This window comes from Lentzea alba (assembly GCF_011067745.1).
Classification (GTDB): Bacteria; Actinomycetota; Actinomycetes; order Mycobacteriales; family Pseudonocardiaceae; genus Lentzea; species Lentzea alba.
This window is the reverse complement of sequence record NZ_JAAMPJ010000015.1, coordinates 307966-321513: the sequence shown is the minus strand read 5'-3', so window position 1 is coordinate 321513 and position 13548 is coordinate 307966. Positions and strand designations below refer to the sequence as shown.

Sequence of the window (13548 nt, the reverse complement as noted above, 5' to 3'; positions counted from 1 at the left end):
CGTGCTAACGCGTCGTGGTGGTCGCGGACGTGCCGGACGCGGCCACCCGGCCGGAGGCTCCGAGCAGCCGCGGGTCGCCCAGCACCAGGTCTGCGACGTCGCAGGACCGAGCCTCGCCGCTGAGCTGCCACTGGATGGTCAGGCGCAGCGCGTTGGTCAGGTCGACCTTCAACGGCACCGGCCGACCGAAGCGGATCTGCTCGCGGAACAGGTGCTTGCCATCGACGATCACCTCCACCAGGGCTTCGGTCTCCTTCACCCGTGAGTCGTCGGCAAGGCCGAAGGTGCCCTCCAAGGTGACGTAGCTGCGCATCAGGTTGTACTCGACGAGCCCCTTCTGCCCGCCGCAGGAACCCAGGCCGGCGGTGAGGCTGTGCGGGTAGTCGGTGCCGTCGACACCCACGACGCCCGTGGACCGACGTCCTACCCACTCGCCGGCCACCGGCTTGAGCGCATCCAGCTGCACGGCCACCGGCCCGGTCGGCGCTACCGTGGTGGTCGTTCCCGCCGTGGACGACGTGCTTGTGGTGGTCGAGCTCGACGTGCTCGGAGCGGTGGTCGTCGTCGTAGTGGATGTCGTGATCGTCGTGGTCGGCGCGGACGGCTGCGCTTCCGGGGCCTCGTCCCCGGAGAAGGTGAGCACCGCAATGCCGACCACGCCCGCCAGGCCGGCACCGAGCAGAACCTTGGCCTTCTTGCGTTTCGGCATGATCGCGAACCTTCCGGGGGACGGGACTGCGAGAGGGACGGGAACAGGCCGTGCGGGCTCGCCGTGGACCACCGGCTCACCGCTGAGCGTCACGGCCAGCTCGCCCATCTGCCGGGCCACCTCGGCCGCGTCGGGACGCGAGAGCGGGTCCTTCGCGAGCATCCGACTGATCAGCTCGGCGAGCGGCAGGGGCATCCCCGGCACCGTGCCCGGCAGCATCGACTCGTGCTGCCGCATCACCTCGGCCAGCGTCCCGGTGAACGGTGGCGAGCCGCAGCACGCCTCGTACAGCAGGGCGCCCAACGAGTACACGTCGGCACCGGCGCCAACGGCCCGGTCGCCGGTGAGCTCCGGAGCCGTGTACTGGGGCGTCGCCGTCGTGATCTCGTCACGTGCCGTTCTGCGCAGCATCACCCTGGTGGCCTCGACGCCATGTCCGGTGAGCAGCGCCGACGAGCCGTCCAGCCGCACGTTCTCCGGGCACACCGCCAGGTGCAGGACGTGGGCGGCATGCAGGTCCGCCAATGCCGAGGCGATCTCCGCGCCCAGCGAAGCGACTTGGGCGGGCAGCACTCTGGTACCACTGGCGAGCAGGTCGCGCAGGGTGTGCGGCGGCAGCAGGTCGGTCACCACCGCAAGGCGGTCGCCGTCGCGCACCACCTGACGAACCACAGCCAGGTGCGGATTTCCGACTCGCACCAGTTGGGCCAGTTGCTCCCGAAGGTGGGCGTCCACGCCTGGGGTGGTGGCCAACCGGCGGTCCACAAGTGTGATGGCGACCGGTGACGGCGGTCCGTCCACGTCGATCTCCGTCGGCTGGGCCGTGTAGACCTCGCCCAGCGCCGCCCCGGCGATCGGGGCGCCGAGCAGGTACCGGCTGGCGAAGACTTCGTTCATCTGCGGTCTTCTCTCCTCTCCGCACCGGCCGAGCCGGTTCGGAGAGGAGCACACCCGCAGGGGTTGCCCGCCGAGAAGGACAACGACATGACAGAACCGCGACGTTCAGACGCGCCGCTTCCGCGTCACGTCATCGAGGGCGTTGAAGATCTTCCACAGCGGCTTGGGAATCTTGGTCAAGGCGCTGCCGACGCGCGCCATGCTGGCCCACTGCTGCCATGGGCCGTGTTGCTCGACCAGCACCTGCCTTGCCTCGATGATCAGCGGTCTCGCCCGTTCGAGCACGTTGGTCTTCGCCAGGCAGATGCCCAGCTGGAACCTGGTCAGCTGGGCTTCCGGATGCCCTCGGCCCAGCACAGCGGTCTGCCGCGGCAGCAGCTCGTCGAAGATCGCGACAGCTCCGGCCCAGTCCTCCAGGCCCATCGTGGACAGTCCGGTCCACTGCCGGGCCTTGAGCCTCAACGGGTGATCAGCGCCAAGGTTGCCCGCGATCAGACGCTCTGCGTCGGCGAGGACTTCCAAGGCTTCGGCGTGCCGGGAGTTGTTGTGCAACGTCTGGCCACGCAGCACGTGGAGTTCGAGGGTCAGCGGGTTGTCCGGCCCGAACCACTCGGTGGACTCGTCCAGTGCCCGTCGCACCTGCTTCACAGCTTGGTCCCACTCCAGCGGGCGGGCGCTCATCTCGGACCAGGCCAGGGTCAGCTCAGCCTCCGCGAGCACCGCGACCGCCTGCCTCGCCAGGTGGTGCCGCGGCACGCCTACCGCCGCGAACACCTCGATCAGCCCGGTGGCGTCCTGGCGTGACTCAACGACCTTTCCGGACAGCAACCGCAACCGCGCCCGCTCCAGCAGCGCCACAGGGCGCACACCTCGGTGGTCGGGTACCGGCTGTGCCCGCAGCACCTCCGGCAGCACTTGGTCGAGGGTGGCGGCGGCGACGCGGTAGTCGCCGCGCAGCCGGAGGGCGGCGATCTTGGCGAGCCTGACTCGGACACGTTCGTCCGCCGGCAGCCACACAGGGTCCGAACCGTGCTCCGCCACCACCTGGTGGTCGTGAAAGGCCTTGTTCGCGCCTGCGTAGTCACCGTTCAGGTCGTGAGCCGCGGCAGCTAGGAACCGCGCGCGGAACTCGGTGCGGCCGTCCCGGTCCGCTCGCGCGCGCTCGACCAGCGCAGCCGTCCAGGTCAACGCAGCTGCGGTCTCCCCTGCGGCCACCGCGAGCCGTGCTGCGGCCAGCAGGTCCGACACGCCGGCCGCCGCTCCAGCCACCCGCACGGCCATGGCGCCCGCGTCGTAGGCCGCGATGATGTCACCGCGTTCCTCGTGGCGGAGGGCCACCTTGCGCAGGAGTGCCAGCCGCATCGGCACCGGGACCTGCTCGCACGCGGCGACGCGGAGCGCATGAAAGTGCACGTCCATAGAAGCCTTGGGAGCGTCCAACGATGCGGAGACGACGACCGCTGCCCGATGGGCGAAGGTCGCGAGCACCGCCGAGTCGACATCACGACGTACGGCATCCCTCACGAGTGCGTGCAACCGCCACGCCTGCCTCGTCCTCGGCAGCCGGTCGGCTCGGTGCAGCAGACTGAACTCCTCGAGTTCTCGCAACGCATCGGCGACTAGCATCGGCGTCGCGCTCCCCAGCCACGGGGACACACCCTCCACCAACAGCTCACCGGTGAACGGGACGGGGGCCAGCACGGAGGCGAACTCCAGCACTGCCCTGGCGTGGGCGCTGCGGTCGCGCACAGCCCGGGCCAAGTCGTCGACCACCGGGTCGTTGGCGGGTTCGCGGCGCAGCACCTCGTCCAGCGCGCCGGTTCCCTGCGCCCCACGCAGCTCGCGGATCATGGGCAGCAACGTCAGCGGGTGACCACCCCACCGCTCCGTCAGCACCGCGATGGCGCTGCGCTCCTCGCGATCGATCGACGGCCACTGGGCGCGGAACAGCTCCTCGACCTCTTGTGCGGTAAGACCGCTGACCGGGACGGTGCGGAGGTCGGTCGCCGGCGACGCGGTCCGAGTGGTCAGCACGGTGTGCGCCCTGGGTGAGGGCAGGACCAGCCGGTCCACTGTCTTGCCGATGCCATCTGGTACGTCGTCCACGACCCACAGCACGTCCCGTCCCTCGGCTGTGAGACGGTCACCGACCGTGGCGATCACCTGATCCGGTGCCATGCCGCCGAGGTCCAATCTGAAGCGGGCCGACGCGACCCAGGCCACGGCGGCCGCGAAGTGCTCAAGCACGCGACCCGCAGGCACGCCGGCGAGGTCGATCCACTCCACACCGCCTGGGTATACGTCGCGGAACAGGAATGCGTACTGCTCGGCCAGCACGGTCTTGCCCATGCCCGCCGGCGCCTTGAGCACGACCGCCGAGTCCGGCGCCGGCTCGTGGGCCAGCCACAGGCGTCCACCGTGCAGGGCGCTGTGCACCGCCCACAGCTCTCTGTAACGCCCGACGAACCTGCGGGGCCGGGTGAGCCTGGCGTGCAGCTCGCCGTCCTCAGGTGGCGAGCCGAAGGGAATGCCGCCGGTGGCGGCCAGCTTGGCAGTGACGGCGTCAGCCAGCGAGTCCACACTGCGCGCACCGGTCCACGACGAGTAGACCGCGTCGGTCAGCTCCACCGGCGCGATGTGGTTCTCATCAGGCTCCGGGTTCGCGACCAGCACGCGGTCCCGCGGGTCGCCGTGCCGGAGTGCGGCAAGGAAAGCCCTGGTCAGCTCCCACTGGCAGGCGTAGCGGAGTGGGTAGCGCCGCGAGTAAAAGGCAAGCAGCACCGCGGACTCGTCGAGTTCGCGCGCGAGGTGGCCGGTGATCGGGTCGAACAGCGACAGGTCTTTGTCACGGAACACCGCCACTCCCCGTGAGCGCAGCGCCTGCTCGATCAGGTCAACCGCGGGTTCGTCCGCCCACGTGTAGCTCAGGAAGACCTGCGGCCGGGTCCGGTGCGTCATCGTTCTCCTGTCGATTCGAGTTCTCCCACCACGATGCCCGACGACGTTGGGATCGCGAGTCGGTGAACACTCGACAGAAGTAGGACAAAAGCACGGCAAGCGCAATTTCCCGGCCAGTTGAGGCAACACATGGGGTTCAATCGCGGCGTTGGCACACCGACATCCCTGGACGAGGTCGATGGACATCGAAGAACGACAGCAGCTCGCGGACGCCACCCAGGAGAAGGCACCGCGGATTTTCATCACCTACTCGCACGACGACGAGCACCACGTGGCCCTGGTCCGGAGATTTGGTGAGTTTCTGGTGCGTTCCGAGGGCCTCGACGTCGTCTTCGACCAATGGGCGGACGATGGACGACGCGACTGGGCGCTCTGGGCTTCGCGCAATATCGCGCAAGCCGATTTCATCCTGGTGATCGCCTCGCCCGCGTATAAGCGCCGGGCCGAGGGCAGCGCGCCACCGGACGAGGGACGCGGCTCCCAGTTCGAGACCGCGCTGATCATGGACAACCTCACCAAGGACCTGCCAAAGGAGACGCGGCGGATCATCCCGGTGATTCTGCCTGGCAGGTCGATCGAAGAACTGCCGACTTTCATGCGGCCGTACTCCACGACTCACTACATCGTCCGGGAGTTCAGCGCCGAAGGGGTCCGTGACCTGCTGGCGGCGATCAGCGGCGTGTCCGAGTGGCTGAAGCCGCGGCAGGGCAAATATCGAGGCAACCCGTTCGCCGGTACCCACGCGCGTCAGCGGGCCGAAGACGCCGAGGCCGCGGCGGGGCAGGCCCCGAGAGGTAGGCCACACCTGCTTGTGCCCAGCGCCAAGCTGGTCCGCAGCACCGAGGGTGTGACATTCGGTGCAGCGGACATCGACGGGCAGCACTACAGCAGCAGCATCCGCTTCCGTCCGACGATGTGGTGCACAGAACCGACCGGCGTAGCCGAGTTCTCCCTGGGGCGGGCCTACTCCGTGTTCACGGCTGTCGTCGGGGTGTTCGACGACGCCCGTGAGTCCGAGCAGGTGGGCTACTTCCAGGTCGTGCTTGACAGAGTGCCTCAGCCGGAGGTTCAAGCCACGTACGGCAAGCCGGTGCGGGTCACGGTCGACGTAGCAGGCGTGCTCCGGCTGGAGCTCCGGGCGCACCGCCCAGGCACTGTAGTCGGGGCGTTGATGGCTGGCGTCTTCGCCACCCAGTCCCGCCATTCGCTGCACCTGCCCGAACTCGCCTGGGGCAATCCGACTGTAATCGACTGAATAGCGCCTGACTGGTGGCAACTGCCGGAACGCGCACGCGTCTGGTCGACCCACGCACCGGGGCTCTTCACGAGAGTGACCACACGCGGTGGCACGGCTGGGCCCAAGACCGCCTCCTCAGCCCGCACCATCACACTTCCGCCGTTCCTCATCACCATGCTGCGTAAGCATCTTGAACGACACGACAACGAGTTCGTGTTCACCGCCGAAGGCGGAACCTGGTTGTGGCGCAGCGCCTTCATCCGCCGCGTACTCAACTCGCGGCCAACGACAACGATGGACGCCCGTAATCCGGCATCCGCAGAATGCCGGTCCGGCCTGACCTTCCACGGACTACGGCACAGTCACAAGACATGGTTGGTTGCCGGCGGCTGCAAAATCCGTGACGGTTCACGGATGTGATCTCCTGGTACGCCACCGACGCACGATGAGCGATGGTCGTTGACGTCGACAGGCGGGTCTGGGTCACGGCGTGCTTGTCACGACCGGAATAGTTTGGGTGCGATTCATCCGTCTGCGACTGCTCGATCCACCTCCCCAACCCGCAGGCGCTGTTCCCTAACTCCCGTCGCAGCAGGACACCACGTCTGCACCAAGGTCGGAAGCCTTTCGTTATGCGTAGGGGCGCCGGAGTTCTCGCGGCAAGAACTCTGCCGGGTCGGGGAGCAGGCCGCGACGGTACGCCTCATCTCGCAAGATCCATTCCCGTCGAGTCACCAGGTCGCTCGCGTAGGCGAACATCGCCCTGAGGTACTTCTGACCGTTCGTGGCGTTCGCGGTGAAGCTGTCCGCGAGCTCCTCGGCTTCGGACACGTACTTGGAGACGTCGACTCCTTGCTCCTGCAGCGTCATCGCATGCTGCAGGTGTTCTGTGGTGAGGTCTGCGTTTTTCTCGCTGTCGGCCAGTGTGCGCTCAAGCAGCTCGACTTCACCCTTGGCTCGCTCGTACGCGACGTCCAGGAGCGGCAGCAGTGCGAGCAGTGCGCCGGTGTCCAGGCCTCGGTACGTCGTCCGCCAGTCGACTTTCTCCGGCGTGCCCTCGTCCATGCAACCCCTCCTTGGTCGACGCTGCGACTGCTCAAGTTAGCCAAGCAGGCGGCTGCGGTGTGGACCAACATCGCCGCGCGGTCGCTGTGGGTGGGGCCGCTACCGGACGGGGAACAGCGGCTGTTCGTCGCCCGGCCGGTGTACGACCCAGACAACCCGCGCGACCGGCGGTTGCGTGGCTACATGCTGCCGGCCGAACACAGGCCGATCTGGGCCAATGCGCTGGGCCAGCTGGACCGGGTGCTGCGGAGCCGAGGGGCCGGTGAGTGCGACGCTCGTTGTAGTGATGCTCATACACTTTCAGCGCGTGCCCGAGATGGGCCTCGTTCCAGATCAGCGTGCGGTCCAGGAGCTCGCCGCGCAGCGTCTTGACCCAGCGTTCCATGATCGCGTTCATGCGGGGCACCCGGACGCCGGTCAGGATCGTCGCGATCCCGGCGCCGCCGAGGATCCCGTCGATCAGCGCGGGATACTTACCGTCACGATCACGGATGAGAAACCTGACTCGCCCGAGGCTGTCGGCGTCCTCGAGGTCCATCAGGAGATTCCGGACGGCCTGCGTCACCCAGGCATGTGTCGGGTGCGCGGTTGTACCGAGAATGCGCACGCGCCTACCTGCATGGTGGACAGCGGCGAGGATGTACTGGCGTGCGCCGGGTCAGCGTGACGGTCTCGACGAAATCCATCGCCAGGACCACCTCGGCTTGAGAGCGCAGGAACTCGGCCCAGGTGACTGTCGCTCGGTGTGGCGCCGGATCGACGCCGGCAGCTGTGAGGATCTCCCACACGGTCGAAGGAGCGATCGTGACACCGAAGAGGGCGAGTTCTCCGTGGATGCGCCGATAGCCCCACGAGGAGTTTTCGTCCGCCAGGCGGAGGACAAGGCGACGGACCGATGCCACGGTCCGCGGCCGCCCAGGCCTTCGACGCCGGCTCGTCTGGGCGTGGCGACGCTTCACAAGGTCACGATGCCATCGCAGCACCGTATCCGGGCTGACCAACAGTCGGAGTCGGCGCAGAGTGGCGCGGGCCAGCGGCGTCAGGAGCGCGGCGAGGAACGCCCTGTCCTTAGGTCGGAGTTGTGGACGTCGGTCGCCGAGTTGTCGTTGCAAGACGGTGAGTTGGTGGCGAAGAGCGAGAATCTCGATGTCCTTCTCGCGGTCAGTCAGTGGCAGTATCCGCAGCGCGGCGAAGGCGTGGGTGACGGCAAGGTAAGCGAAGCGGACCAGCACGGGGCGCGATCATGCCCGACGACCGCCAGCCACGCGCCGAGACCCGCGACCTGCACGGACGTACTTTTCGGCACGCACAACCCCACAGGACGAGTGAAGGGCTCACTCCTCGTCGATCTCCTCGTGTTCCTCGACCCTGAGCTGGGTACCGACCCCCGTGTTCTCGATTCCCGGAACCGCAGAAGCCTTGCGCGTCAGCGCGATCAGCTCGACGTCACGCTCACCGCGAAGCTCTGCGTTGTTATCAGCGATGATGAGCTGGCCGCGTCCCGCCAATGCGTCGGCGAGCGTCTTGAACCGCTTGTAAATGTTCTGCCCGAGCTCGACATCCTCTGGTTCAACGCTGCCGATGCCCTTGCGTGGCGAGTCCAGGATGAGCAGGTTCGGCAACTGGACGCTCGGTTCCCGCAGCGCGTAGTTCAGCAGCGCCAACGAGAAGGCGACGTTAATCGCCGTTGTACTGCCACCACCGCTCGCTTGAACAGTCTCCAGGCTAGTCCCGCCGATCATCGGCAGGTAGGTCTTGTCGTCGATCGTCGGTGTCCCGTTGACCCGCACACCGATGTGGGCGACTTCGAGAGCGAAGAGACGGGAGATCTCATCCAACCGGGAGCGACGTGCCTTGAGTTCTTGCTCCCAGCGCTTGATCTCAGTGGTGAGCTCTCGTTTCCGGTCACGGAGGCGGTTCGTCTCCTTCTCGAACTGCTCCATGCGGTTCCAGGTGGCGATTCGCTGATCGATGGCGAGCAGCTCTCGACGCAGGCCTTCGACATTGGCACTGGCGGCGGCAACCGCCTGCACACGAGGAGACACAGCCTCCCTGGTGAGTTCGTCATAGTGGCGTTGTGCCGTGGCGGCGGCCAGGTCCGCCTCCGCGGCACGAAGTTCGGCTGTTCGCACCGCTTCCTGCTCGACGCGCAGAAGCTGTTCCATCTCCTCGACGCGCGTGGCCAGACGCACCCGAGAACTGTCGTCGATCGCGGCGACAGCTGTCGGCTGTGGTTGCAGACAAAGAGCACAATCTCCACTGTGAACGGTTCGGTGCGCGACGTCCTGAAGACAACGGGGGCACGTCACGAACTCGAAGGGCCCGAGCAGATTGGTGGCCACAGTCGCTTTGTCAGAGCGCTTGAGGTCCAGGCGGCATTGTGCAAGAGCAGCTTCTCGCGCTCGTACAACCTCATGTGCTGATACCACCGCTTCTCTGGTTGCGGAAGCCCGACTCAGCGTCTGCAGAAGCTCGTTGCGCGCGTCCCGATCCTGACGAACCAGAGCATCCACGTCGGTCCGCAACTCTTGCAGCGCCCGTTCGGCATGGCGGAAGGCTTCCTGCTTGTCCCATCGCAAAGCCCGAAGCTCGTCGAAGGTGCTCTGCTTCTCGCCCTCGACGAAGATCCGGATCGCCTTGAGCTGAGAATCTCGCTCGGAGATCGCGGAAGTCAGCTTGTCACGCTGCTCACGCAGGTCGAACACCTCAGGATCGATCATCCCAAAGAGGAGCTCGAACACCGTCTTGCGCTTGGAGTCCCGCCCCGAGTCGAGGTGACCGGTAGCCGAGCTGTCGATCGTCTTGGCCTGCAAGTAGCAGTAGCCGAACACATCCCCGAAACCTACGGTGGTGAATTCGCCCTTGGCACTCCTGCCGCGGCTCTTCGGGACCCGATGCGCGTCGATACCGAGCGCTGCGAGGAGATGTCGCGAGACCGTCTCCTCGCCGGTACGCGCCGGCACCGTCAAGTGCTGCTCGGGGATGTCCGAACCATGTTCCAAAAGCTGGACTCGGCTGCGATCCCCCTGGACGTGGCGGCGCAGCCGCAGGTGCTGTGGCTCGTCCCCGAAGTCGACCTCCAGCGTGACGTACCGAACGTGCTCCACCACAGCGGGCGTCAGGACCGCGTTGCCCCCGAGCGCGTACTTGATCAGCATGAGCAGCGTCGACTTGCCGGTAGCGACAGGGCCGCTGATGACCGTGAGGTCGTGAGCGAACCGGTAGGTCCGCTCGGAGTCGGCCGTGGTGACCGTCAGGGCGATCAACCGAAGTTTGGTCGCCATGTCAGATCTCCGCCCCCTGCGGAAGTGCCGCGACCTCGTCCAGGTGCTCGTAGATCATGTTCTTTAGCTGCTCGCCGGTGAGGTTCAGGTGTTCGCGCAAGACTGGGATCCTCACAGCAGTACGTTGCCACTCCGGAAGTTCCGCGATCTGCGACGCGACCTTCCTTCCCAACTCGGTGACCCGAACAGCGAAGCTGCGCCCACCGGTGAACACCAGCATGCCGCGACCAACCAGCGCACCGAGCATCGGGTAGTAGCGGTCGTCCCATGGTCCGTAGCGATAACGGATCATGCGGCTTTCGACCGCGAGCAGTTCGTCACGCGCGGGCTCGGCACCTTCCGTCCACTGTGCGCCGTCCGGGAACAGCCGCGTTGCCATAGCGGGGTAGCGAAGCAGGAAGTCCAGCTTCACCAAGCGAGTGAGGCCCACGAACTGCTCCTCTCCCTCGGTGAAGCCTGCGAGCAACAGCAAGATCCTCGCCTGGTGATAGTCGGACTCGGTCAGAAGACGCCGTTGCAGGCGAGCAGCCCGTCCACGTTCCGATGACCGGGCGGCCGTCACGACGCCCCCAAGTCCTTGAAGTCGAACAGGCACTGGTCGCTCAACTCGTAGGCGAGCCCACGCAGATGTGCGTCGTGCAACGCGAGCGACGGTTCGTCGGTTAACTTCTTGACCCGCACACGCTCGTGAAGTCCTGCAATCAGCCGGGAGGCGAAATGAGACTCACCGTTGAGCTCCAGCCTCAGGGTGCGGACAACGTGGAGTACATCCTCCTCCAGCTCGAACTCGAGCTCGAAGTCCTGAGGAAACCCTGTGTTGAGCCGTTGCCACGAGTCGTGCCACAGGTTGCGCATGCGCTGGGCGTACTTCCGATCATCCTCCCCCACGCCCGCGGCCAACAGCTTCGCCTCTAACGTCCGGCCGCCTGGCGCCTGGGGAGGCCGACGCCCCGCAGGTAGCACCGAAGGCGTCTCTGCTCGAACCGCGAGCATGCACGCCTCGATGGCTTCCGGCGTGATCGTCCGCCGTTTGACCCGTTCATCGATCTTGTTCGGAAGGCTCATCGCCTCGGGTTCGAGGAGATGTCGCAGCGGTTCAAGAGGCTGGTGATCGTTGTCGCTGCTGGCGTCATAAACGACTCCCAGCAAGTTGTGGTAGCAGTCCGGCGCTGTTCTGGTGTCCCGCTTCATGCCCTTGAGCACAGGCTCCACGTACGTCCGGATCACGTGATCACGGATGAACCGCTTGGGCGGGAAGCTCTGAATCCTAAGCACCGCAAGGAACTCCTTGACCGCCTCCAACATCCCGTCGGGCAAGCCCTCTGCACTCAACCATTTCTCCACCGCCGGCACCTTCGCTGCCGGAGTGTTCGTGTACTTACCCTTGCTCGCCGCCTTGATGATCGCCCAAGCGACGGCACTGGAGGTTCGCTCGTCCGACACGACCAAGTCGAGCTGGACGAAGTCACCGCAGAGCTTCTCCAGCGAACGCGCAGAGATCGGCGACTTGTTGCTGGAAAAGCCGGCGTTCGTGCACAACCGCGCACGCGCCGTACGCCCCAATCCGACCCAGGTGTCGAAGAGCCGGGCCAACCCGCCGTCGTCGAACAACGTCGCGAACGTCCAAGATCCCTCGTCCAGGTGCTTGACCGAGACGATCTCCCAAGCACCTTCCTCGGTCTCCATCAGAAAGTCGGCGTGCCACTCACACACAATCCGCACGCCACCCGCATCCGACAACGACAGGCAATGCGCGGCAGCGACCTGATACTGGAACCGGTAACGAACCTGCGTGTCCGGCCCGGCGTCTTCAGCCGGCGCGACGCGGTCTGGTGAGGGCGGCGCGGACGGCACCTCGGTGTCCGACATCCAGCCACCCCCAACGCGCTGCGATACCCACCCACTCGTTCTACCTGGTTTCCATCAGATCGTGCTCCGCCAGTCGAGTGTTAACGATCAGACCCAAACTTCCCTGCATCTACGCCCATCAGGTGAATACAACGTCCAGAACCGCCATATTTGTCGAACATTTGCGCGATCGCCTGCCGTGACCAGGCCGAACACGGAGAGAGAACCACGCTCAGCAGGCGGCCTGGTTGCCTGGGATTCGAGTTTGAGGGTTCCAACGGCCAACGAAGAGTCGCTCTTTCAAACGCCAGCGAGCTGCGATCGATCGCACGGTTCGCAACGTCAGCGCAGGTGCTTAGCCCCTTGCAGATGCAGCAGAATTCGACCGTGGTGTGCAACGCCCCACCGCGTCTCTCCGCGTTCTTGGCAAGATCACCACCACGTTCTCTCCGTCGGCGTCGGCGCAGCGCGCAAGTCAGTGGGAGTTCTCGATGATCGTGACAGCGCAGATCAGACGACGCGGCGAGCAGAACGTCGGCCCGCCATCCCAGTGGGCATTGCCCGGCGCAGAACCGGCTAACAGGCCGCGCGAGACGTCCGCGACTTACATAACGATCGACTCGCACTCGAGAAACCGGGCCAGCCCTGGCGCGCCAAACTCGCGGCCGACGCCACTCGCCTGCTGCCGCGTAACTGCAGGCCATGCCAGCCGCCAGGAAACCGCACCGCCCACGACAAAATGGTCTGCTCCGAACTTGCTCGCCCGCTATGGTCGGCGCCATGGATCTCGAACTCGCGCACGAGAAGTTGGGTGAGGTTCTGAAGCTCATTGACGACTACGGCGACCTGTACGAGCGGCGATGGGGCTACGGAAGGCACCAAGAGAATGACGGCGTGACCGGTCCGTTGTCCGAACTTGTCGACAAGGTCAGAGCGCGAGCGAGACTGGCCCAGGACGTCACCTTCGCGATGGGAGAGCCGGACATCGCGAACAAGATCGTTGAGCACGAGGAAGGGGCCTACCTCGGTCATTCCTTCCAAAGGGCTCGTCTCGCGATCATCGAGGCGATCGCGATTCTCGCTCAACGCGAGGAGTTGGCCGCCATCGTCGGCCCGACCGGTCCTCGGCTGTCTGCGGCTGAGCTCAATCCGACCATCTGGGGCGCTGCGGCAGCCCTATGGGACGGTGGCCACCACCGAGCCGCGGTGCAAACTGCGGCGACCGCCCTCGAAGGACTGCTCCAGGCCATCGCGGGCCCTGGCGTCTCAGGCGAGAAGCTCTCCGGACTGTTCTCCACCACCGACCCGACAGCAGGTTCTCCACGCTTGCGGTTCCCGGACGTCGACTCCACCTCGATGACCTGGCGATCTGCACACGAGGGCGCCGTCGCACTCGTCCGCGGCTCGTTCATGGCGGTGCGGAACCTCGTGTCTCATCCGGGGTGGCCGGACCCCGCCCCGCACGAAGCATTGGAAATGCTCGCGGTGCTCAGTCACGTGGCCAATCTCGTCCAACGAGCGACGATCGCAAAGGCACCGTGAGCGCCCTG

Annotated in this window: 12 protein-coding genes; 4 read left to right on the top strand and 8 right to left on the bottom strand. The window is 66.0% G+C overall.

Translation table 11 applies throughout. The annotated features are described in order from the left end of the window. Window positions 1-4: 4 nt before the first annotated feature. Window positions 5-1606, bottom strand: a complete 1602-nt coding sequence (locus G7043_RS41285) for a protein kinase domain-containing protein (protein ID WP_166054139.1) — start codon at window positions 1604-1606, stop codon at window positions 5-7. Between the two features lie 105 nt (window positions 1607-1711). After that, window positions 1712-4564, bottom strand: a complete 2853-nt coding sequence (locus G7043_RS41280) for a tetratricopeptide repeat protein (RefSeq protein WP_166054138.1) — start codon at window positions 4562-4564, stop codon at window positions 1712-1714. 178 nt (window positions 4565-4742) lie between these two features. Here G7043_RS41280 and G7043_RS41275 point away from each other — a divergent pair, with 178 nt between their 5' ends. Next, on the top strand, window positions 4743-5819 hold the full coding sequence (locus G7043_RS41275) for an SEFIR domain-containing protein (protein WP_166054137.1): 1077 nt from the start codon (window positions 4743-4745) through the stop codon (window positions 5817-5819). Between the two features lie 75 nt (window positions 5820-5894). Next, window positions 5895-6221 (top strand): hypothetical protein, encoded by a 327-nt coding sequence (locus G7043_RS41270; RefSeq protein ID WP_166054136.1) that lies wholly within the window; start codon window positions 5895-5897, stop codon window positions 6219-6221. Window positions 6222-6431: 210 nt separating this feature from the next. On the opposite strand, the gene G7043_RS41265 is transcribed toward G7043_RS41270, so the two are convergent. Both G7043_RS41265 and G7043_RS48980 read right to left on the bottom strand, forming a co-directional pair. Next, complete coding sequence (locus G7043_RS41265; RefSeq protein ID WP_166054135.1) at window positions 6432-6866, bottom strand: hypothetical protein; 435 nt, start codon at window positions 6864-6866, stop codon at window positions 6432-6434. A 31-nt stretch (window positions 6867-6897) separates the two neighbouring features. Then, complete coding sequence (locus G7043_RS48980) at window positions 6898-7251, bottom strand: integrase core domain-containing protein (RefSeq protein WP_242643272.1); 354 nt, start codon at window positions 7249-7251, stop codon at window positions 6898-6900. Here G7043_RS48980 and G7043_RS48975 point away from each other — a divergent pair. After that, window positions 7174-7533, top strand: a complete 360-nt coding sequence (locus G7043_RS48975) for a hypothetical protein (RefSeq protein WP_242643276.1) — start codon at window positions 7174-7176, stop codon at window positions 7531-7533. The genes G7043_RS48980 and G7043_RS48975 overlap by 78 nt on opposite strands. On the opposite strand, the gene G7043_RS48970 is transcribed toward G7043_RS48975, so the two are convergent. The 4 genes from G7043_RS48970 to G7043_RS41245 form a co-directional block, all read right to left on the bottom strand. Continuing rightward, entirely contained in the window at window positions 7478-7825 is a 348-nt protein-coding gene (locus G7043_RS48970) for a helix-turn-helix domain-containing protein (protein ID WP_313888343.1), read from the bottom strand. The two genes, G7043_RS48975 and G7043_RS48970, sit on opposite strands and share 56 nt — an antisense overlap. 375 nt (window positions 7826-8200) lie before the next feature. Beyond that, entirely contained in the window at window positions 8201-10150 is a 1950-nt protein-coding gene (locus G7043_RS41255) for an ATP-binding protein (RefSeq protein WP_166054134.1), read from the bottom strand. Window position 10151: 1 nt separating this feature from the next. Further along, entirely contained in the window at window positions 10152-10712 is a 561-nt protein-coding gene (locus G7043_RS47890; RefSeq protein WP_207312404.1) for a hypothetical protein, read from the bottom strand. After that, window positions 10709-12019, bottom strand: a complete 1311-nt coding sequence (locus G7043_RS41245) for a dsDNA nuclease domain-containing protein (protein WP_166054133.1) — start codon at window positions 12017-12019, stop codon at window positions 10709-10711. The genes G7043_RS47890 and G7043_RS41245 overlap by 4 nt, the downstream gene beginning before the upstream one ends. A 759-nt stretch (window positions 12020-12778) precedes the next feature. Here G7043_RS41245 and G7043_RS41240 point away from each other — a divergent pair. Continuing rightward, window positions 12779-13540 carry a TIGR02391 family protein gene (locus G7043_RS41240; RefSeq protein ID WP_166054132.1) on the top strand — a complete coding sequence of 254 codons (762 nt, stop codon included), beginning with the start codon at window positions 12779-12781 and terminating at the stop codon, window positions 13538-13540. The last annotated feature ends 8 nt before the right edge of the window (window positions 13541-13548 follow it).